Source organism: Mucilaginibacter sp. P4_D1 (assembly GCF_056401935.1).
Window position 1 is genome coordinate 1 of sequence record NZ_JBFUIJ010000058.1, and the last position, 22,871, is coordinate 22,871.

Sequence of the window (22,871 nt, forward strand, 5' to 3'; positions counted from 1 at the left end):
GAAGATGGTGCCACTATTCGTACATATTCCATTACCGTGTACAAAAACGGATCAAGTAATACTTCAATAAGTTCATTGGCATTAAGCCCGTCAAGTCCATTGTCGGTAACAACGGGTACCAGTAATATAAATTACCAAACCTCGGTATCGGTTACTACAGCTACTGTTGGCGTTGTAGTAACAACTTTAGATCCAAATGCAGTGATACGGGTTGAGGGCAATCCGGTAGCCAGCGGGGTTATATCCGCCCCGATAACACTGAATGCAACCGGTTCCACAACAATCCATGTATCAATAACAGCCGAGGACGGTGTCAGTATCCGCACTTATTCCATTGTTGTAAATAAAAACGATCCGGGTAGTATAGCCTTAAATTCATTGCTTTTAAGCCCGCCAACCGGTATTGCAAAAAAATCAAATGACATTGACAGCAGAAACATCACCGTTCACCAGGCCTTGTCACCAAATAGCGATGGTATTAACGATGTGTTCACCATTGATGGTATTGAAAATTATGCCGATAACCGCCTGAGCATCATGAATGCCGGCGGGGCATTGGTATACGATGTAAAAGGCTACGGAAGTAACGGTAACGTGTTTGATGGTCACTCAAACAAGAATGGGATGATGCAGAAGCCGGGTACATACTATTATTCGTTAGAGTACAAGGATGGTAATGAAACCAAACGAAAAACAGGTTATATCATCCTGAAATATTAACCGGGAAAGGTATGGCCCGATAGGGCATTGTAATAAACCCCGGTTGTTGATAGCAGATAGGCAACCGGGGTTTTACTGTAAATAACCTGCTGTAATAGGGTGAAAATAGCCTGCTAAAAGCATCAAATCAGGCGGATAAACACCATAGGTAAGTTAATAATTCGGCCTATCATTACTAAGTTTTTCATAAGCAGGGTTTTGCCGAAAATAGCGCGGCAAACTGCCCATGGCCAAACTATAATACTTTCCTCTTAAACGAATTGCTAACCAGGATTACAAAAAAAAATGTCCATCAAAAAAAATATACTAAAGCTATGTCTTGTGCTTGTATTTGCAATAGGTGGCAGGGCTTTTGCTCAGCAGCAAATCTATAACTACAGTCAATATGCAGATAACCTTACCGCAGTTAACCCGGCGTATTCCATACTTGATAAGGCCGGATCTGTAAGTGTGCTGGGGCGTAAACAATTTATAGGAATAGATGGGGCACCAAGCAGCCTCATGCTGAATGCCAATTTTCCTATCGAATCTATCAACGGCGCGGCTGGTGTGTATGTACTGAATGACCAGGCTGCGGTAGAGAAACAAATTGAGGCTAACGTTTTTTTTGCTAAAGGAGTGCAGCTTACCCAAACCGATTACCTGGCTGTTGCGTTAAATTTAGGGGTGCGTAACTATGTGGGCAACTATTCGCAACTGGATGCTACCGACCCGCAGTTTATGAATGATGTGCGCGAAACAAAGCCCAACATTGGTTTCGGGGTAATGTTGTATAGCACTAATTACTATTTAGGCTTATCGGTTCCCGAGTTTACCATCCGTAGCCTGGGCACGGCATCCCAACAGCAGGCCAATTACCTGCGCACACATTATTATTTTACAGGGGCCTACCTGGCCGATGTAAGCGACGATGTAAAGGTTAAGCCGGCCACCTTGGTTAGTTATGTAAACGGATCAACAGTTTTGGCAAATATTTCGGGCACATTATACCTTAAGGAGCAATTGGGCTTAGGCTTAAATTACCGTACCGATAAAAAAGCGGCGGCTATGTTATCAGTAATTGGTAAAGTATTCAGGGTAGGGTATAGCTACCAGTTTGGCACATCATCAAATAACCTGGGCGGTGTAAATATCACCACCCATGAAGTAAGCATAAGTTACAGGTTTGGAAATGTAACCGGCAATAGATTATTATAAACCAGAATATCAAAGTACAATTTTTAAAACCTGTTCATAGCCTTTAAAAGGCTAAGCGGGAATACTTTGCCCTTGTTTTTGATAAAACCAACAGGCAGATACCGAAAAGCCTTAAAAGAGTAGGTGCAAAAAACTAACCAAGCAAAAATTATTATGGATCCCATTATTCATTTGAACCAAGCCGAGCAACAACACATGCTTTTTATGTTTGTGCCCGTAAAAGCAAAAAAAAAGCATCTTATTAACGAAGCCCTAACATCGGTTAAGCAATCATTTGTCCAAGCAGATGAGGATATGCGCGCTTTAACCGGTGTGCACTTTTTTATGTTTTACCATTTAGATGCCGGCGGATCGGCAAATTTACCCATCAAGAGTTTTGAAGCGCCGGAGAAGCAAGGCTTATTGGTGGTGCAGGCAATTTACGATGCCGATTTTGTACCCTATATCAGCTCATTTGTTGATAATCCTAAGGTGGCCTTTTTTCTCGATATTTTATTAGATTATATTGATGAAGATGGCATATTTGACCTTGATGACCCTACTTCGGCGGTATCGATTAAAGCGAATGGTGGGGTGGCGTTAAATAAGGCGGCATTTATTTGCCTATTGATGCGCTATAATTTTTCGGACCCAACTATACCTGCTGCTGCAAAATCAACAAAAGAAGAAAAATTTATATTGGGTTATACGTTCCCTGGTTTAACTGTTGGCAATATACTGGCAAATTATCCACATGCACGTGAATTATGGCCAACAAAACCGGTAGCCATTCAGTTTGAAGATTCTGTACCACCAGAGCAATGCTAAAATAATTTGCCCCACTGTAATAGGTGGGGCGTTATAACTAAACTGAATTACCATGAACCCGAATTTAACCGATATTAATGCCGCTGCCCAGCCTATACCTAAACTTAGCGATATACAGGGTTTAATACTGCGAGGCTATAATTTACCTTTTGTACGCTATATTATTTTTACTATAAACAATGTAGATGGGGCGCGCCGGTTTTGTAAAGATATATTGCCCGGGAGTAGTGCATCAATGCACGTAACCACAGCTTTGCCATGGCACAACGGCATAAAGCCCGATTATTGCCTAAACGTAGGTTTTACTGCCAGCGGCCTGGAAAAAATGATAACTAAAACGAACTTCAATAAAGTGAGCGCCTGGAGTTTGGATTTTTTTAGTGCGTTTAAAGCAGGTGCCATTAAAACTGCCGAGAGACTTGGCGACATCGGCGAAAGCGCACCCGACCAATGGTGGAAAGATGATGGCTGGATCCCCGAAGATACTGACCCTGCCCCGGATGGTTCGGATTTGCATATACAGCTAACCCTTTTTGCGCATGATACCCAAAGCCTTGATACTTATTACAACGCCTTGCTGGGCATGGTGCCCGAAGATGCAGATGGCAAGGCTTTGAGTGCTGTTTTTTTAAAAGACTCAGAACCGTTATCCCAGGGCGATGATTATATCCATTTTGGGTATAAAGACAGTTTTTCGCAGCCGCGGCTAACAGATGTGCCCTGGAATACTACGAAGGGAAGATTGCGTGCTGGCAAAAGCACTGTTGACGACAGGCCGGTAGTGCCAATGAACCAATTTGTGATAGGCATTACCAAGGTTTCTGTTGATCCTCAACCATTAAGGTATAATCCTCATCCTCTGTTAGAAAATGGCAGTTTTGCGGCCTTTAGGTTATTATACCAGGATGTAGCCGCTTTTAATAAATATATAAACTCTGCTGAAGATGGTACACCTCCTGATCTGGTAGCTGCAAAAATGTGCGGCAGATGGTTTGATGGTACGCCGCTGATAGTGTCGCCGGATAAGCCGAACCCTAATTTGAAAGATTTTGATTATACCAATTTTAATTATATCACCCCCACAGCCAATCAACGGGGCGAACCGAAACCGAAAAGCGACGATTTGGGGCAACTATGCCCTTATGCAGCCCATATTAGGCGGGCAAATCCGCGGGATGATGAAAAAGTGAAAGGCAATAGTGGCCCGGCGGCAGACGCGAAAACGCGTAGGATTATGCGTAGGGCCGGCCCGTATGGCCCCGATTACAGAGACGATGAAGTAGCCAAAAAAGACGGTGGGGTTGAAATAAAAAGGGGATTGGTCGGCTTGTTTATATGCGCCAATTTAACCCAGCAGTTTATATTTATTATGGATTCCTGGATTAATCATGGCGGTTTCAGGTCTGCTGATAAAAGCCCTAACGGCAGTGGTGTCGATCCTTTATTCGGACCTTCTAAAAATGATTATGCGCCTAATAACGAATTTGATTACCTTCCCGATGGCCCAACCGATCAGCCCTATAAACGCATGCCCGGCCTTGAACGCTTTATACGTACCGATGGTAGCTTGTTTTTGTTTTTGCCGGGGATAAAAGCAATTGAAGATATATCAAACGGTATAATACCAACTAAGCCACAAACATAAAACCTAAAAAACTTAACCATGAAAAGTACCTTACTATTTACCCATGACGACCGGCTGAAAAATCGCCCGGTTTCATTTAAAGAAGTTGACGAACAGGCCTTGCACGCTATTGTACAGGCTGCCGTGAACGTCGAGCTGTTTACAATCCCATTGTATATGACCTCGTTATACTCCCTGCAGGGGATGCATGAGATGAACAGCAAGGGTAATAATTTTTACCTTGGCCGAACCTGGCCGGGCATGGCGGCAACCGCTAAGCCTGCAACCGCAAATGAAAAAGCATTTAACGCTGTCTTTAGTGTTTTTGTGGCCGAAATGCTGCACCTCCAAATTGTATCAAACCTGGCCAAAGTGGTTGGGTACGACCCTAAGTTTACCTGCGAGCCCTTACAAGACGAGGAAACCTACGCCTGGAAATGCTATGGCGATGATAAAACCATATTGCCGCACATCCTCGACTTTAAAGATTGTGTAGCACCATTTGACAAGGTAAAAGTTAAAACAGGAGCAATGAATAAGGAACAGGTACGCTTGTTTTTGGCCATTGAACAAACCGAAACTGATGCCGAAAAATTGATTGACCCTGATAAAATTGCTAAATACAGTGAGAAAGCACCTTTTGATAATTGGAAACCTGGTACCGATTTACCTTTCTTTGGATCGATAGGGAACATGTACCTGCAATTGTGGAATTACCTGTCCATAACCTATACCGATGGCGCAACACTTTGGGATATTGTTTTTGAAAAAGGAAAGGGCGGGGGTGATGTAGCCGTACAAAAGGAAATTTTTAATCCGGAGAGGCTCGATCCTGAAACAGAACCAGATCCGCAAGATCCGGGCGACGATGAATACCCCGGCATTGCTACTAGTATCCAGAATACCGAATCGGAAGCTGCCCTATTGGATGCCATGAACATGATCAACGGCATTACCGACCAGGGTGAAGGCGGCGGTGTAATTAAACAAATCCTGGATAGGATGAATAAAAGCAAGGGCGCCCATCAGCATGTTAACCTGAGCGCCGTGCAAGACCAGTTTAGGCCAAGTTGCCCGGTTTTGAAGAATAAATATCCCTCATATACTGCTACCGGTGCCGATGCGCCATCGGCCAAAGCCGACGCCCGCGACACATTTGGAAAAATGGACCATTATGAAACTTTTGCTTTTGTTATGAATTTGCTGATGGAAGGGCAGATTGAAACCTGGGACCAATGGCATGCCAAAGGTAATTCATGGTCGGCCGAATCATTACAAACCGCAGCTTATGATCCCTCACACAATCCGCAACTGCCTGCATCAGGTGATATTGCCGGTGCTTTAAACAGGTTAAAGCTGAATGATGCAGATGAAAAAAACTTTGAACTGTTTAGCCGCGCATCTACCGGTGCCATTGCAGGTGTAACCAAAGTACTTAACGATTATTTTAAAAACCCTAAAACACAATTCCCATACCCATCTATGGGAGGCTCGGGCGATAGGATGTCAATCTGTTGGGCTGTTTTTGGTAAGGCGCCGGATATCAGCCTCGGCGTAACCTCGCCGCATGATAAACCAATAGACCGTACTCAGCACCTTTACCATGCCTGCCAGGGAATGAGCCTGGATGATGTGTTGAAAGATAACCCGGAAACCTGTGCAACAACGGCAATTTACCATACCTGCAAAGGATCAAATGACTGTAAAACCGAAGGTGGTTGCGGCTTCGTTCAGAAAACCACGGGTGGCGGGCTGTGCGGTGGCAAGGCTACTGCTTTTTATAAAACACAACCCGGATGGCCTGCAGCAAACCCTTTGCCTTTTAGTCCGCCGGCAGATAATGCCTGTAAAGCTTTGGGTGGCTGCGCTGTTCCTATTTCGGCATCACAAATGTACCCTGCCCTAAAAGATGGAGAAGAGTACCGGATGCAACTATATGATTTTGGCAGCAAGCCCGATTTTAAACCAAAATCATTTGGTATTCTTGATTATGAAAAAGGTGAACTGGTTTATGACGTGGCCTGGAAAGCTTATCAGGCAGTTTTGGAAAAGAGAGGATTACCCGTACCTGAAAAACCAAAGCCAAGTGATTTGCGTTTGGCCTTCCCGCCGTCAACCTAAACAAAATTGTTTTTATGAATAATAATAATTTACCACGCCTCGGCCTGCCAAATTTGGGCCTTGGCGTGGGTTTACGAAACAAGCATTTTAATTACCTGCTGCATAACCCCGCGCAGGTAGACTGGTTCGAGATCATCAGCGAAAACTTTATGGATGATTTTGGCTTTGCCCGCCACGTGCTGATGCATGTGCGCAAACAGGTACCTGTGGTAATGCACGGGGTATCATTGTCTGTTGGCAGTACCGATCCTATTAACTTTAAATATCTTGAAAAACTGAAGGCATTAGCTGAAGCTATTGAGCCCGAGTGGATATCAGACCATTTATGCTGGACGGGTGTTGCCTACACCAACACGCACGATTTGCTGCCAATGCCCATGACCCAGGAAAGCCTGACCCACGTTTGCGAACGGGTGATGCGTATACAGGATTATCTAAAACGACCGCTTATATTAGAAAATCCATCCACTTATTTGCAATTTAAAGCATCAACCATATCCGAATGGGGCTTTTTATCGTCATTAGCTACTACAACAGGTTGCGGGCTATTGCTTGATGTTAATAATGTATTTGTATCGGCAACAAACCACGGTTTTAACGCGCCAAATTACATCAACAATCTGCCACATGAGCATATTGTACAAATGCACATTGCCGGTCCTACCGATTGCGGCGATTTGCTGATAGATACGCATGATCAGCCAGTACCATCGCAGGTTTGGGAGCTATACGCGCAAGCACAAAGGCTTACCTGCGGTGTAAGTACCCTGTTGGAATGGGACGCCAAAATACCCGATTATCCTGACTTGCTGATTGAACTTTACAAGGCCCGCGAAGCTTTAAAAGGAAATATTCCCGTTCAGGGCGTTAATAAATCTGAGCATCAGCCTGTATCAAACCCGGTTGAATTTCAATTACTTGCTGCAAATGGTTAAAGATCAAAAACTGGCATTATTGCAAAACTGGCTCAAAACCGTAGTGATGACGCCCGGCCACCTGCCTCAAAAACTGGGGCAAGCATGGCATCTGCACGGCCTTGACGAAGCAGATGTGGTGGTTGCCGATGAGGGTACAGCATCGGTTTACACCCGCCTGAACGTTTATAGCTCGGGATATTTATTGCGCCTGCTGGAATGTATGTATGCCGATTATGCCATCAGCCGGAAGTTTATGGGTGAGGAAGTATTTGATAGCTTTGCTAAAGCTTACCTGTTATATCATCCATCCACCTCGTTTACTTTATACGACCTGGGTGCCGCATTTCCCGGTTTTTTGGCCAAAACAAAGCCCCACGTTACTCCGGGCGAAGGGCCGGATATAAGTGATTTTATGAGCCTGCCCATATCATTTGCCAAACTGGAACGTGCCCGGCAGGAAGCCATACGAGCGCCGGGAACAGAAGGGGTTGCCGAACATGATCAGGAAATTAGTATCCATGACATACTGTTTGGTGTTGTTAAAATAACTACTCCCGGTTGCCTGCGATTGCTGGAACTGGATTTTCCTATGATCGCTTTTTTTACCTCGGTTTACCGGGATGAGGATTATGAACTGCCATCACTCCAACAAACATTCACCGCAGTAAGCCGCAAAAATTTCAGGGTTACGATGACCGACGTTACCGAAGTGCAATATACTCTGCTCTCGTTGTGCCAGGCGGGGGATAACCTGTACGATGCCATAACCGCGACGGCATCATTTAATAAAATACCCCCGTCCGAACTATTGGCCGATGTGTTTCTTTGGATGCCCCTGTTCCATAAAAATGGTTTGCTTGACTGGGCCTGATGAGGACGTTAAACCCAGGTGAACCGTATTGTTATGATGTAGCAATTGGTTTTCGTTGTTGGTAAACACTACAAATTTACCAGCTTCCTTTTATATTTCAAAATCACCTCTTATTGATGCATAAATAGGTACAAATAAGGTATTAATTGGTATTTATTTGTAATAAATAGTGTATTTATTGATGCAAAAAGTACATTTATTTACACAAAAATAAAATGAAGATTTTTTATGCAAAAGATCAGAAAAGCAGCCTGAAAAATAAGGAATCGTTCGGCTCAAAACTGCAGACTGAACCACCGTTCTGTTCCCGGGCCGGGGATAGATTGACCAGCCGATAGCATCAATAAAAATGCTTACCCATACAGGCCGTCACGGAAACAACGATATACTTAATATAAAAAATATGTAGATACATTTAAATTTGCTTTTGTGAGGTATATTCGCGCTATCAACCCTATTGATTAATGAAAAAACTTTTAAGTATTGGCTTCGTTTGTTTGTGTCCCATTGTGTTTGCCCAAAAAAAACCTTCCCCGGGCAATTTGGTACAGTATGTTAACCCTTTTATAGGTACCGGCGCTGTTGACAAAAACAGTTTATCGGGCAGTAATTTTCCCGGCTCAACTGTCCCGTTTGGTTTTGTGCAGCTAAGCCCCGATACCCGCGAAGCACCGGATGATCCTGCATCCGGTTATGATTATAACGATAAAACCATCATCGGATTTAGCCATACCCACCTGAGCGGTACCGGCGTAGCCGATTTGTTTGATGTGCTGATGATGCCAACCACCGGTGCAATTAACCTGGTGCCTGGCAGCGCAGATAAGCCCGGTAGCGGCTATAGTTCTGCCTTCTCGCATAAGGAAGAAACAGCCCGGCCCGGCTACTACCAGGTAATGCTGAAGGACTATAACATCAATGCCGAACTTACCTCAACATCGCATGTAGGTTTGCACCGCTATACTTTTCCTAAAAGTGATGAATCGCACGTAATTATTGATATGGACCATTCGCTTGACAAAAAGCGGGGTTACTGGTCATGTAAAATTGTGAGCGCGCAGATACGTGTAATAGACGACCACACCGTTGAAGGCTACCGTGTTTTAAGCGGCTGGGCCAAATTGCGGAAAATTTATTTCCATGCCGAATTTTCAAAACCATTCACCAGTAGTGTACTGGCCAGCGGCGGCCACCGCTATCCCGATCTGTCAATCATCAACGGCACAAACCTGAAGGCTGCTTTAAACTTTAGCACTAAGGATAAAGAGCAAGTATTGGTAAAAGTAGGCCTGTCGCCCGTAAGTACCGAGAATGCCCGAATGAATATAAAAGCCGAGCTGCCGGGCTGGGATTTTGATAATACCAGCACGCAAAGCAGCCTGCAATGGGAACATGAACTGACCAAAATTAAAATAGAAGGTACCCTGGAGCAAAAACAGATTTTTTATACCGGCATGTACCATGCCTTTACCCAGCCCAATAATATGGCCGATGTAAACGGCGATTACCAGGCTACAGATTTAACCATTGCCAACGCGCCGGATAAAACACATTATTCAACCTTCTCGTTATGGGATACTTACAGGGCGGCGCACCCCTTGTATACGCTCATCCAACCGGAAAAAACTGCCGGCTTTATCAACAGCATGATGCGCCAGTACGATACTTATGGCTACCTGCCTATATGGCAATTATGGGGCGATGAAAATTATTGCATGATAGGCAATCATGCCATTCCTGTTATTGTTGACGCGGCTTTGAAAGATATTAAAGGTTTTAACCAGGAGAAGGCTTACGAAGCGGTTAAAGGCTCATCCATAACAGATCATCCCGGCTCGCCTTTTACTACCTGGGAAAAATACCAGTATATTCCTGAAGATATTGAATCGCAGTCGGTTTCGGTAACGCTGGAGATGGCTTATGATGACTGGTGCGTGGCACAATTAGCCAAAAAGCTGGATAAAACGGAAGATTATGACCGTTTCATGAAACGATCGGAATATTACCGTAACCTTTACAATACCAAAACAGGTTTTTTTCAGGCCAAAAAGAAGGATGGCAACTGGCTGGAACCATTTGACGCGCTGGCCTATGGTGGCAATGGTGGCAGCCCCTATACCGAGGGTAATGCCTGGCAGTATTTTTGGTACGTGCCGCAAAACGTATCCGGCTTAATTGATTTAGTAGGAGGGAATACTGCGTTCAACCAAAAGCTCGACCTGTTTTTCTCTACAAAAGATAAACCAGGCGAGGTAAATGGCAATGCGTCTGGTTTTATTGGCCAGTATGCGCATGGCAATGAGCCAAGCCACCACGTTGCTTACCTGTATGATTATGCCGGCCAGCCATGGAAAACACAGATGTACGTTGCCAAAGTTTTGAATGAATTGTATAACAACTCATCATCGGGCTATTCGGGTAATGAAGATTGCGGGCAAATGTCATCATGGTATATATTTAGCGCCATGGGTTTTTACCCGGTTAACCCGGCCAACGGAGTTTATGCTATCGGTTCGCCTATATTAAAAAACGCGCAGATTGACCTGGGAGACGGTACCGTATTCACAGTTGATGTAAAAAATGCGGGCAAGCAAAATGCATATATCCAATCGGTAAAACTAAACGGTAAAAGCTATACCAAAACTTATATTACCCAAAATGATATCACCGGCGGCGGTAAACTTGAATTTGTAATGGGATCTAAACCTAACAAAAACTGGGGCATTAAACCTACCGATGCACCTTTGGCCTGGGGGTATTAAATTCAAAATTCAAAAGTAAAAATTCAAAAAAAGAACCTTTCAAATTTTTAAAACCAAAAGCCAAAGGCAGGAAGCATAAAATACAATACGGATTACCGCATTTGTACTTTATCCCTAAAGCTTCCCGCCCTCGGCTCTTGGTTTGCAATAGATATTAGTGTTGTATTGCCTTTCACCTTTTAACCTTTTTTACTTCATTGTTTCGGTAACCAAAATGCAAAGCATCTTGGTTACCGTCCTGTGGAGTCCTGAAACAAGTTACCCATAACGACTTGTATTTTCGGGGCGGGGGGCCTGTCACCCTGAGCCTGTCGAAGGGCCGCGCAGAGCGGCCTTTGCCCGCAATGTTTCGACAAGCTCACCATGACATGTTCTATTTTCGAGGTGTGTAGGCCTGTCACCCTGAGCCTTTCGAAGGGTCGCGCAGAGCGGCATTTGCCCGCAATGGTTCGACAAGCTCACCATGACAGCCATTTTTTACGATGTCCCTTCTCCTTCAGGATTTCGCGAAACTTTACCACTCACCATGACAGGCCATTTTTGCGACGTCATCCCTCCTTAGAATTTCGCAAAATTTACCAATCAGGATGACTACATATTCGACGTTTCGATTAAGCCGAAAGCAAAACAAATAGCCAAAGGCAGGAAGCATAAAATACAACACGAATTACCGCATTTGTACTTTACCCCTAAAGCTTCCCGCCCTCGGCTCTTTGTTTGTGATTAGTTTTGAAAAACCTTTTACCTTTTACCTTTCGCCTTTTACCCTTCACCCTTCACCTTTACCCTTCTCTACTCCATATTGGCCAGCTTTACAGCAAATTTGCCGTCGAGGGTGCCTGTTGTGCCGTAACCTTCCAGTTTGGCGTGTACGGTGCCTTTAAAAGCCCCGTTGGTAAAGCTCAGGATGTTGATGTTGCCTCCGGCGCAGTGAATCCCTTTTTCGCCGGGGTTTTGCGTTGGGTCGTTGGCGCAGCCAAAGGCTTGCTTGTTATCCATAAATATCATGTAAGCCGTGTTTTCCTTTGCCCGCTTTAAGCCATACTGCCCCGGAGCCTTGCCTTTAAAGGTTAGGGTGATCATGATTTCTTTTACACCAGCGTAGCGTGCATTTTTGGTCACCGTAAAATGCCCTGTAAATTGCATAGTAGTGATATTGCTTTGCCGGGCGTAAATGGCTTTGGCATTGCTCATGGCCACATCCATATTTAAACCCTTTGAAGCTGTAGCAGCGCGTGCCTGTTGTGTTACCTGTGCAAGCTGTGCTTGCAACGCTGCCAGTTTTGCCTGTTGAGCTGCGCTGGCGTTGGCTCTGGCTGGCAATTTCATAGTCGCCAATTGGTCCATCTGGCTATCATTTGGTTTGATGATGTATTTTTCCTGCATAATGCCTGCTGTTGGGGCGTCAAAATAAAACACGATGGGGTTATCTTCAATATAAATGGTTTGCAGCAGTACTATCTTGGCCAAACCGGGCCTGTTGGGGATGAGTTCTACGCTGATGGTGGCGCATCGTCCTGCCGGGATAGTTGATGGGGCCATGTAGGTAGCAAAACCGTCGTTTACATTAAGGCTGCCTGCGTTTTGCTCCATTATTTTCCAATTTTTTATTTTGTAGGGCTCGCTTGCCGGGTTGCCGGCATCGTAGCGGTAATCCTGGCCATAATTGGCATCGCCGGGGTTCATCGTGGCCGGGTCGCCGGGAAAAATCTGCAGCTCAACGTTTATCTGTATCTGTTCATCAGTTTCCACAATTTCCTTATCCGGTTTTAATGTGAATGCCACCGCCCTGCGGGCAATAGCCTCGTCAAGCTGTTGCGGGGTATAATGCTGCGCTTTTGCCACCTGCATAACCCAAACAAACACGAATATTATGAATATTATCTTCTTCATTTTTTTTAAGCTAAAAGCTGAATGCATAAGGCATAAAGCTTTGATTTTATGTTTTATAATAAACTAATTGTAGTAAAATAGTCCTGGAAAATGGTGATTAGCTTTGGGCTTTCCGCTTTAAGCTTTCGGCTCCTACCTTCCTTCCAGTACCCAGCGTGCGCTTTCGGCATCATCCCATATATTGGTACTTTGCAGGGCGCCGCTCTCCATGTTCAGGTAGGTGTTGTTGCCCACATTTTTAAACTTCACCCTGTCCGATCCGGGTACCGGTTCAATGTACCACATGGTGCCGGCGTATTGGGTGTTGCTGTTCAATTCCACACTGCCGGGTTTGCCGCTGCTGATGTAAGCGTTAAGGCCTTTGCCTTTAAGCAGGTAATAGTTTGCTCCGTTCACCGGGATTATCTCCCACTGCAACATATGGTTCGATTCGGTGTTGTTGGTGGTGATAAAGCCTGCGCGGTTATCAAGGTAAACGCCTTTCCAGCTATTGCGGATGTCATAATAACTTCCGCGGTTATAACCATCGCGATAGCCCTGCCCATATCCCGGTGGTGGCGGTGGCGTGCCATAATTAGCGGAGTTTAAAACAGTGCCAACCGGCGATACCGCATTCATGAGGTAGGTGGCCGTAACCTTCGGCTTGTCGTTTAGTGGCACAATCACAATGGCCGTGGTGCTGATGGTTTCGCCGGCCTTTATCCAGTAGCCGATATCAACAAAGCGTTTGTTTTTTACGGTTTTATTGGGGTCTTTAGGGTCTTTATCATCCACGCGCGCCAGTATGGTACAGGGATTGGCCGATAGTAAGGCCTCCTTACTGGTGAGCCGGGCGCCTGTGGCATTTAACACATTAAACTGCACGATGTAGGGTGCAATTTCATTAAGAAAATTAAAACCGGTACGGTATAAAATGATCTTTGATTCGGGGGAGGTATTGGTGACAAAAAACTTAACCGAAAAGCGGCTGAAATCGCCTTTGTCGCTCACTTTTTTTACTTCCTCGCTGTTAATATGGTAGCCCATAGTTAATCCGTTGAGCGTAAGTGGTGTGGTATCTGTAACATCAAACACCTGTGATTGCTGCTGGGCCAATAGGGGGGCTGCAAAGGCAATCGCTGCCAAAAGGCAGATGAATAATTTTGTTTTCATATCACTTGATTTTGGGGTTATCTAATAATTGCGGTATGTTTTTAAGGTCGACATTGGCCAGCACCTTTTTTATAAGGTCATTACCACCTTCAACCATGATCATTACGTTAAAAACGGAAACCTTATTAACGGTAGGCGCATAAACGGGTGTAATACTTTTAATACCATTGCCACTGGCCAGGCCAGAATTGGTTAAATTGAATTTGCCATAATAGATGTAATCTTTATTGGGCATCCAAGAGCCGTCGTCATTTTTATGCGCGGGTATGTAAATATCAAAGGATGAACCGGGAATGGTATGGCGTATAACCGGCCGGTAATCCTCGCCGGTTACGCCCCCGCTGGCTTCACCATAAATGGTATTAATAATCACTTTGATTTTTACACTGCCTTCCATTTCTATTTGCTTAATATCGGGCATGCTGGTACTTGCCTTTTGCATAGCTTCTATCATTATTTTTTGCTGCTGCAGGGCGGTTATTTTTCCGGCCTTTAAAAGTTTCGATGTCGAATCAGACAACGTAGCCATTCGTTTACTGAACCACTGCGTATTAAGCGGCCCGCTATTAAAATCTGGCAGCTTAAAAAACGAAAGGCCATAGGTATCCTGGGTAAATGGCCGGCTGGCAGCATTTACAGATACCAATGCCCGCCTTTCGTTATTTGGATTGCAGGGATCTATGGTAGATATAGGGCCTGTAATATCGATGGTTGCGCCGGTTTCGCGATATATCAAATCGCCGGGCGCCCTTTGGCCAGCAGCGCCTTCTCTGAAACTGATGGCGGGTACCAGGTTGTTGAATGCTTTTTGGATGGTATTAAAAACTTTCCAAAGCAAAGCATTTTCACAGCCTGATGGTGTGCGGCCAACTTCTTCGTCGTAAAATTTGGCGTAAATGGTAGGGTCGCAATTACAGCCGGGCATTTTATCTGTTTGCTCATATTTAGGTTCGCGAAACAGTTGCAATGTGCCCGATATAAAGCCATGAACGCTATTAATCGTGCCCAGTGATGCTCCCGGTTCTTCGTAAACCGCATTGCCTGCAAACGTTAAATAAATTTCGCCTGCGTTAAAAACGTTATAGTGCACACGCATGGGCCGGTGGTCGTTATCCGGGTGGATATAAAACTGCGTTTTTGTTTTGCCCAGGATATTAAACTGGTCGCCCTGGTATTTATCCCGGTAAACTACATTGGTATCGGCACGGTCATCCAAAATAATGATGCCGATATCTGATGATCCGTTAACCATCAGGTGCCTGGCGCCGCTGGCTGGGTTTACAAACCAATAGGTATTGTAGTTTTTGTATTTAACCAACGGCATTGCTATTGATTTTTTTATCGACGGCCCGCCGCTTAAAGGGCTAAACTCGTAATTGAATGTGCCGGTTTGTGCCACGCCCTTTATCGCGCAGCAAAACAACATGATAATAATTAGGTGCTTTTTCATGATACCGGGCTTAAAGATCATGATGGCACAAGTATAACATGCCGGTGATAACATTAACAGCGGTAAAATAAACCACGTCTTTGCCGTTAATAGTCACTTTAACCGGGAAGTCGGCATTTTCAAACCTGGTATTGTCGCTAAAACAAAGGCAATGATCGCCCGGCCAGCAAAAAGCATCATCGTTGGCACCGATAAATAACTGTTTAAGGTCTATCGGGAAAGGAGTTGCCGCAACAATTTGGTTGTTTCTCATCAAGGTTCTGTTGCCTTTACTCGATAGGAAAAATACAGCGCCACTGTTACGAATCCAGCCACCACCGCCATAATCTGCCAAAACTATTTTAGTGCCGTCAATCCGGTAGGCTGTGCTGCCTGTGGCGGTTGTACTTATCGCGGCGCACATTTTACCATTCGGACTTATTAACGGTGCTGCCATTACTAAACCAGGGAGAGGGGTAGTTTGACCTGTAGAAGTGGTCATCACATAACTTACTCCTTTTCCGTAACTCATCCCGGCGGCAGCCACTACAGACGAATCTGCGTTATGGCCTATTGCTGCCGACATAAAACGGGCAAATGACTTCCCTTTGAATGTAAATTCCTGGTCTATTTTACCCGGCTGCCTGCCACTTTGTATATGCGGCCCTTTTTTCAAAATAGCGTTAGTGGCATCAAGGGTGCTGAAATCCGTACTTTGAAAATCTTTTTCACTGCCGTTGTAGGCATCGTTAAAAGATATGTTTTGCGGTGGCTTTTGCCCCGTATTTTGCAGCTTTCCGTTTTGATAATCATATACCGCCATAACATCGGCAATCTGGCCGGTAAACTGGCCATTTATTACTTTAAACGACAGAAAATGCAGCCCAAAATTGCCTCCGCCTTCGCCTTGCATGGCAGTGTTAATTTCGGCTTTAGTGTATACTTTAATCAGGACGCCAAACCTGGCCGGGTCGGTAAATTTTCCGTCGGACGGCGCCCCGGCCGCATTTGAGTTATCAGGTGGGGGTGATGTGGTATTTACAATATCGTTCACTTTACTTTTAAGTTTTTTTAAAAATTGGGCATGCAGCACCTGTGTGGCCGATAGCAGGATAAGGGTGTAAACTAATTTTCTCATTTTATTTAGGGTTAATGATTTTTAAGCTTCAATAAGTTGCGGCCGTTCCTGGGCAACCATGATTTTTCTCTTTTCGGGTGCAACAAAAGGCATGTAATAAGCAGTGATGTTTAAGATGATCATCACCGATGAAAAAAAGTAAAGGCCCATAAAGAAAGCAATGGATACATGAAAAATAATGACGCCGCCCAGCCACCATTTGCGTAAAACAGGGATGTTGATAAGCGGGTACATCATTTCCAATATGATAGTAAACCAGCCAGCCAGCAGGGGTACAGGTGTATTGTATAAAAAATCAAGGCTGACCCATTCTGTAGCGTTATAACCATGCACCATTCGCCATATGGCTTCGCCATTGCGCCAGTTGTAGCCCAGTAGCTTCTCGAAACCTGAGAAAAAATAAATGAGGCAAACATGGGTTTGAAATAATTTCAGGCAACGCGCGGTCCTTTCGGCTGATACAGGTTGTTTGTTAAACCATAAACTATCCAATGATAGCAGGCTGCCAACCGGGAAAACGCAGCAATAAAACAGCGCTATCGAGGTAAAAAGGTCAACACCATAGCTGTAAAACTCCATGGAGTTGGTTATCAACAGTTGTAAGGCAAGCGATAGGATGGCAGCAGGGCGTGTAAAAAGGCCTGCTAAAAGCATCAATAAGGCTACAGGGTATAATAACCTTACAATCCACAATAAGCCCTCGTAACTTAAGGGCACGATACCTTGCAGGTTTTTATATAAACTGTAAATGGATGGAATTAAAAAGTCGCGGGTGCCCGCTGCAATATCGGGCGGGATAAACGCATGAGATGAAAATATGCTATCAAAGTCGGCCTGTAGCGCCATAAAATGAAGGAAGGATATTAACGCTATTCCGCAACGCAGCGAAACCATCCAAAGGCTATTTGCAGGCGCTTTGGAGTTATTTTTAAATAAGCTTTTAACAAAGTGTTTCATTTGGTAAGCTTTAGTTCTTTTATTTTGATGAGGTAATAGTTGTGATCTCCGGCGGCATACTGGCCAAGGGTAGGGAAGCCTATCAGGTTATAACTCACAAAAAAGGTATCCTGCCGGCAAGTGTTCTGGTTATATATTTTAACGGCTATGCTTTTAAAAAGCAAGTCCATGTATTTATCTTCTAATTTTTTATAGGGGGCGGTTTGATCTTCTAAAAGATTATTGGTAACGTGCGAGGATAGTACCGAAAAGCGCATTTGCGCCTCAAAGCCCTTAAATTGCGCCTGTATTTTTTGGCCGCCGCACTCGCCAATAATCAATCCGCTGGCTTTGATGTTAGGCGCGAAATACCCATAGGGCGATCCCGCGGCGGTTAGTTTGCCATAGTACCTGAATGGGGTATTAAAAAAAATGTGGTTATAAAAGTAGTTTACAGGTGTGCTTTTTTTTACTTTATAAAAACGGCAATACTTATCGTAAGCAAAAAATACCGAGGTTATAATGATAAAACCTATGTGGAATTTGCTCCAAACTGTAAATAATGCCGCCCTGGTGTTCATGCTTATAAAAAATATGGCTGGCGGCATTTGCCGCCAGCCTTTAGTGCTTATTGTTAATTTTTGTAATTTTCAAGAATGCCACTGATTGTAGCTACCGACGATACATTATCGGTTGAATTATAGATACCGCGTTGCGTTACTTCAATGTCTTCGCCAACTGGTTTGTTTACCATTGATTGGGTAAAAATGCCAGCGCCCACTGTTTTATCGGCAACGTTGTAACCGGTAAGTTTGGGGTACTTGGCATCAGTTACTTTTTTGTAGCTTACTGTAGTTTCCTGGCTAAAGTTTTTAATGCCGTACTCTTTTGCCAGTACAGCCTGAAGGCTTTTTTTGTGCGCATCGCTCATAGGCACAGCTTCTTTAGTAACATACAAATTGGCGCCCAGCTTGGTAAAGCCCAGCCTTTGCGCGTTTTTAAAGAATGAAAACGACGCGATACAAGTAATGCCCAGCATTACGGTGATTAATTTTTTCATGGTTTTTTGTTTTGGGTTAAATTTTCTACTCGTAAGGCTTTTCGATTACGCCCCGTTTTTGCCGGTATCTGGCCTCCGGTTTATCTATGAATGGGGTTAATTTTGGGTAAAAGTAGCGGCCGAAATTGTTGTGCTTACCTCTGTTATTTGGGTGTTGTGAGGATCGGTATTATCATAATACTGGCCTTTTAAATCAACTGATGGCGACTTGCAGGCGAAACTGCTACCCGAGCCCGAAAGTACAAGCGTGCCGCCCGCCAATGAAGTATATATGCCGACATTCTGAGTGTTTTTAAGACTGGTTTCAGACACAAGCAGCGCAACCTGGTTGGCCGCCGGCGTATTGTCGTTTCCGCCTACAATAGTATAACTGCCGGCATCTGAATTTCCTTTTCTGAAAACGAAGTTGACCAATACCTTGGTCGAGTTATCATCGGCTACTGCCGAATCGGTAAGCACATCAAGCGTAGTAGATGATGACGCATACAGCTTTTTTGAAGTATAAGCTTTTCCCCTGAAGGTAAACTTGGCTGCCACCTTTACTGTTGGTGTTGCGCTATTGTTTTTTGAGCAGGATGCTGTGGCCAGGGCCGCAAGAAAGGTTAAGAATAAAAGTTGCTTTTTCATAGGATGTTTTTTTTAAGGTGTTATATATTTATTTAATTGTTTTTAGGTAGATGATTTAAGTGTGCATCGGCTTTGAACGCGGGCTAAGACTCACCCCGACTACGCTACGCTGGCCGACCCTCTCTCCGGCTGAAGCCGCAAAGAGGGTGAAGCTCTTTTTTGTTTTATTGCCTCTCTATGCGACGTAGTCGGAGAGAGAGGCAGACGCCCCAATATTTTATCGGGGTCGTCGGGGTGAGTCGACTCGCCGATACGCGATATCGCGTATTCCTCTTTCTACTGTCTCGATTGTCGCTTTTGTTCGGCTTCTCATTTTTAATAGATGATTACATTTTTACAAATTCAACCCGGCGGTTATTGGCCTTGCCTTCAATAGTTACATTATCGCTGATGGGCTTGGTATCGCCATATCCTTTGGTGGTTAATCGTGCGGCATCAATCCCCATGGTTACCAGTTGTTTTTTAACAGCGGCGGCCCTTTGCTGCGATAATGTTAGGTTGTGTGCAGGCGCACCGCTGTTATCGGTATGGCCATCCACCTCGAATTTTATCTCTGGGTTATCTTTCAATACAGATACGATCATGTTGAGTGTACCCATACTTTCGGGCCTGATGGTGGCCTGGTCGATATCGAAGTTTATGCCGTGGGTCACAATTTTGGCATCAGTGAATTTTTTGCCCAGCATATTCATGCCGCCGCCGCTGGCTATCCTGAAATTGGATATAATAACAGGGGTTTCGGCATTGCCAATGCCTTCAATGTCAATGGCATGCGGTGCTATTCCAATATTGGGTACTACCAGGATGCGGTATTGATCTACATAAATTTTTAGCTGGTTTTTTTTATAGGCTATCGCTACGTGATGCCATTTATTATAATAGCTTTCGCCCGAAATTGAAGGGGGAAAGTTGCCGGATAAATCTACTTTGCCGGCCTCCGAACCAAATTCGGCTGATGTCCATCCGGATAGGTTGATGTTTCCCAAATCGTTTTTAGCAGCCAATGCATCAGCATTACTACCATAAAAATAAATACGCGGGCCATAACCCCCGGTAGTGTAACTATCATATTCTATGGTAAACGTATCGCCTAAATACGATGGTGATTTAATTAGCGGACTAACATGCGCGTAGTTGCCATCGGTGAGTAAAAAAGATTTAACATCACCGGTTTGGTTAATAACGGCCTGTCCTGCACCAAGATTCCAGTGGGATGGAAATTCGCCGTTTGGGTCGTCGGTAAAATGATCTTCAAAAATTATTTTATCGCCTGGTACAAAATCGTAATTATTAAAAGCGCTAAAGTTTGGCGTAGTTTGCGCCGGGGCGGTATTGCTATTGGTATTTAAGGCAGCTGTAGCGTTGGTGGTTACCTGGGCGGCGCTATTTGTTTTGCTACTATTTGCCGTTGCAGGATGACCATTGCCGGTTAATATAGTATCGGCGGTATTAACTGCTTTATCGGTAGCGTTATCAAGATGCTGATCAATTTTGGCGTTGGCTTTGCTTTTAAGCTTATCTTTTGCCCGGTTAAGGATATTGCCAAACTGGGCCTGCGAAGTGGCGCAGGCAAATAGTATTAGCAGGAGGAGTAATGTCTTTTTCATTTCGATGTTTTTTGGTAACACGAAAGTGACAAACACCTGAATTTCTTTTGCGCGTTTTTAGTAAGTGGTTATTTTAGGCAATAAGTGGTAGGAGGACAGATGTGCAGATTTTAGATTACAGATGTGCAGATGAATGAATTCTTTTATATTTAGATATGCCCGAACATCATTTACCTGTTACCGGAAAGTACATAGACCCATTAGTTGATTTTGCTTTTAAGAAAATTTTTGGCAGCGAGCCTAATAAAGATTTGCTTATGGCCTTTTTGAACGAGGTTTTTAGAGGTCGAAAGGTTATTGTTGACCTTGTATATAATAAAAACGAGCATCCGGGCGATTTGAAAGACGAGGGTGCTGCGATATTTGATCTGCTTTGCACGGGTACTGATGGTGAGCAGTTTTTGATTGAAGTGCAACGCGGCAGGCAGGGCTATTTTAAAGAGAGAGCTTTGTTTTACACAAGCCGCCTGATTAGTGACCAGGCACCTAAAGGTAAACGGAATGTTTGGGGGTATAATTTAACCGAGGTTTACCTGGTTGCTTTGTTGGAAGATTTTACATTGGAAATTGGTTCCGGGAATAATTATCTGCATGATATTTGCCTGTGCAACAGGGATACTGGTGAAATATTTTACGATAGGTTGGGTTATACTTATATAGAATTGAGTAAATTTGTTAAAAAGGATACCGACTTGGTAACAGACTTAGACAAATGGCTTTATGTTTTAAAAAACATGAGCCGGATGGACAAAATTCCTGTTTACCTGCGAAAACCGATATTTGAAAAACTATTTAATATTGCAGAATACACTAATTTTACAAAGGAGGAAAAACCATGTACAATAGTAGCTTAAAATACAAGTGGGATAATAAAAATGTGTTGGATTATGCGGTATCTACGGCTAAAGCGGAAGGTAAACATGAAAATTCGCTTGCCATTGCCCGCGAAATGAAAAAAGATGGTTTGCCAATATCTCAAATTGTAAAATTCACAAAGCTTTCGATTGAAGAGATAGAAAAGCTGTAGTTACTCTTTCTTTCACACTAATTTTACAAAAAAGGAAAAGTCCATGTACGATAGCAGCTTAAAATACAAGTGGGATAATAAGAATGTGCTGGATTATGCGGTATCTACGGCTAAACATGCAAATTCACTTGCCATTGCCCGCGAAATGAAAAAAGATGGTTTGCCAATTTCTCAAATTGCAAAATTTACTAAGCTTTCCATCGAAGAAATAGAAAAGCTGTAGCTATTATTTACGCTCCCTTCAAATCGATGCCAGCTGTTCCAAAAATGCTGTTTTTCGTCTGCGGCTTACTTCAATTTCGGTATTATCGCTCATGATAACTGTACCACCATCACCTTTAATGTACTTTTTGATGTGGTTTAAATTGATAAGATAAGAGTGATGGATGCGGAAAAAATAATGCGCCTGCAAAATATCGTCAAACTCTTTAAGATTTTTGGTTGAGGTGATAGTGGTATCGCAAAGGTGAACCATGGTGTAAACATTGTCGGCCTCGCAATAAATGATATCGCTGATGTTTACAAATTCAATAGTATTTACCGATGCTATGGCTATTTTTCCAAAATTGGTTTTTGGCTGCTGTAACTGATTGAGCAGGTGGGGTACCTGTAGCGCCGCCTGTTTGGGCTGTTCCTGGAGGCGCTCAATAGCTTTGGTTAAATCGTCAAGATCGATGGGCTTTAGTAAAAAGTCAAGTGCCGATAGTTTGATGGCATTTAATGCATAATGGTTATGTGCCGATACAAAAATGATCTTGAAATCAACTTTGCCCAGTTCTTTAAGCATATCAAAAGCATTTTTGCCGGGCATCTCCACATCCAGGAAAACCACATCGGGTTTGTACATGTCAATGCGCTTTATCCCTTCATCGGCGCCCGAAGCAGTGGCCACTACTTTGATGTGCTGAAAATTCTGGCTGATGAGTTGAAGCAAAATGTTGCGCCCTCTTGGTTCGTCGTCAATAACTATGGCTTTCAGCATA

General features: G+C 43.9%; 19 protein-coding genes and 1 pseudogene. 10 read left to right on the forward strand and 10 right to left on the reverse strand.

Annotated elements, in window-relative coordinates; genetic code table 11:
* From AC1DV1_RS28135 to AC1DV1_RS28170, 8 genes are all read left to right on the forward strand, one after another.
* On the forward strand, positions 1–720 hold a 720-nt coding region (locus AC1DV1_RS28135; RefSeq protein WP_477366960.1), incomplete at its 5' end, for a T9SS type B sorting domain-containing protein.
* Positions 721–1,005: 285 nt separating this feature from the next.
* Entirely contained in the window at positions 1,006–1,917 is a 912-nt protein-coding gene (locus tag AC1DV1_RS28140) for a PorP/SprF family type IX secretion system membrane protein (RefSeq protein ID WP_477366963.1), read from the forward strand.
* A gap of 153 nt (positions 1,918–2,070) precedes the next feature.
* On the forward strand, positions 2,071–2,724 hold the full coding sequence (locus tag AC1DV1_RS28145) for a hypothetical protein (RefSeq protein ID WP_477366966.1): 654 nt from the start codon (positions 2,071–2,073) through the stop codon (positions 2,722–2,724).
* Between the two features lie 52 nt (positions 2,725–2,776).
* The gene (locus AC1DV1_RS28150) at positions 2,777–4,369 is read left to right on the forward strand and encodes a hypothetical protein (RefSeq protein ID WP_477366969.1); all 1,593 of its coding nucleotides are present in this window, start codon (positions 2,777–2,779) and stop codon (positions 4,367–4,369) included.
* Between the two features lie 18 nt (positions 4,370–4,387).
* The gene (locus AC1DV1_RS28155) at positions 4,388–6,469 is read left to right on the forward strand and encodes a ferritin-like domain-containing protein (protein ID WP_477366972.1); all 2,082 of its coding nucleotides are present in this window, start codon (positions 4,388–4,390) and stop codon (positions 6,467–6,469) included.
* 14 nt (positions 6,470–6,483) lie between these two features.
* Positions 6,484–7,404, forward strand: coding sequence for an MNIO family bufferin maturase (gene bufB / locus AC1DV1_RS28160; protein ID WP_477366975.1), 921 nt, complete (start codon positions 6,484–6,486; stop codon positions 7,402–7,404).
* Positions 7,373–8,257 (forward strand): HvfC/BufC family peptide modification chaperone, encoded by an 885-nt coding sequence (locus AC1DV1_RS28165; RefSeq protein WP_477366978.1) that lies wholly within the window; start codon positions 7,373–7,375, stop codon positions 8,255–8,257. Before bufB ends, AC1DV1_RS28165 begins: the two co-directional genes overlap by 32 nt.
* A gap of 464 nt (positions 8,258–8,721) precedes the next feature.
* Positions 8,722–11,019, forward strand: a complete 2,298-nt coding sequence (locus AC1DV1_RS28170) for a GH92 family glycosyl hydrolase (protein ID WP_477366981.1) — start codon at positions 8,722–8,724, stop codon at positions 11,017–11,019.
* Positions 11,020–11,811: 792 nt separating this feature from the next.
* On the opposite strand, the gene AC1DV1_RS28175 is transcribed toward AC1DV1_RS28170, so the two are convergent.
* The 9 genes from AC1DV1_RS28175 to AC1DV1_RS28215 form a co-directional block, all read right to left on the reverse strand.
* Complete coding sequence (locus tag AC1DV1_RS28175; RefSeq protein WP_477366984.1) at positions 11,812–12,912, reverse strand: hypothetical protein; 1,101 nt, start codon at positions 12,910–12,912, stop codon at positions 11,812–11,814.
* A gap of 132 nt (positions 12,913–13,044) precedes the next feature.
* Entirely contained in the window at positions 13,045–14,064 is a 1,020-nt protein-coding gene (locus tag AC1DV1_RS28180) for an RICIN domain-containing protein (RefSeq protein WP_477366987.1), read from the reverse strand.
* Between the two features lies 1 nt (position 14,065).
* Positions 14,066–15,514, reverse strand: a complete 1,449-nt coding sequence (locus AC1DV1_RS28185) for a hypothetical protein (RefSeq protein WP_477366990.1) — start codon at positions 15,512–15,514, stop codon at positions 14,066–14,068.
* A 10-nt stretch (positions 15,515–15,524) separates the two neighbouring features.
* Positions 15,525–16,631, reverse strand: coding sequence for a hypothetical protein (locus AC1DV1_RS28190; RefSeq protein WP_477366994.1), 1,107 nt, complete (start codon positions 16,629–16,631; stop codon positions 15,525–15,527).
* A 21-nt stretch (positions 16,632–16,652) separates the two neighbouring features.
* A complete protein-coding gene (locus AC1DV1_RS28195) occupies positions 16,653–17,588 on the reverse strand; it encodes a hypothetical protein (protein ID WP_477366997.1) in 936 nt (311 codons plus the stop codon).
* Positions 17,585–18,148 carry a hypothetical protein gene (locus tag AC1DV1_RS28200; protein ID WP_477367000.1) on the reverse strand — a complete coding sequence of 188 codons (564 nt, stop codon included), beginning with the start codon at positions 18,146–18,148 and terminating at the stop codon, positions 17,585–17,587. The genes AC1DV1_RS28195 and AC1DV1_RS28200 overlap by 4 nt, the downstream gene beginning before the upstream one ends.
* A gap of 53 nt (positions 18,149–18,201) precedes the next feature.
* Positions 18,202–18,627: a hypothetical protein gene (locus AC1DV1_RS28205; protein ID WP_477367003.1), complete on the reverse strand. Its 426-nt coding sequence runs from the start codon at positions 18,625–18,627 to the stop codon at positions 18,202–18,204.
* Between the two features lie 96 nt (positions 18,628–18,723).
* A complete protein-coding gene (locus AC1DV1_RS28210) occupies positions 18,724–19,254 on the reverse strand; it encodes a hypothetical protein (protein ID WP_477367006.1) in 531 nt (176 codons plus the stop codon).
* 326 nt (positions 19,255–19,580) lie between these two features.
* Complete coding sequence (locus AC1DV1_RS28215; RefSeq protein WP_477367009.1) at positions 19,581–20,861, reverse strand: OmpA family protein; 1,281 nt, start codon at positions 20,859–20,861, stop codon at positions 19,581–19,583.
* Positions 20,862–21,016: 155 nt separating this feature from the next.
* On the opposite strand from AC1DV1_RS28215, the pseudogene AC1DV1_RS28220 reads away from it, so the two are divergent.
* Positions 21,017–21,888: pseudogene (locus AC1DV1_RS28220) on the forward strand (Rpn family recombination-promoting nuclease/putative transposase).
* A 43-nt stretch (positions 21,889–21,931) separates the two neighbouring features.
* Positions 21,932–22,111: a hypothetical protein gene (locus tag AC1DV1_RS28225; RefSeq protein WP_477367012.1), complete on the forward strand. Its 180-nt coding sequence runs from the start codon at positions 21,932–21,934 to the stop codon at positions 22,109–22,111.
* Between the two features lie 18 nt (positions 22,112–22,129).
* Here the strand turns inward: AC1DV1_RS28225 and AC1DV1_RS28230 are convergent, their stop codons facing one another.
* Positions 22,130–22,870, reverse strand: coding sequence for a LytR/AlgR family response regulator transcription factor (locus tag AC1DV1_RS28230; protein WP_477367015.1), 741 nt, complete (start codon positions 22,868–22,870; stop codon positions 22,130–22,132).
* Position 22,871: the final 1 nt, after the last annotated feature.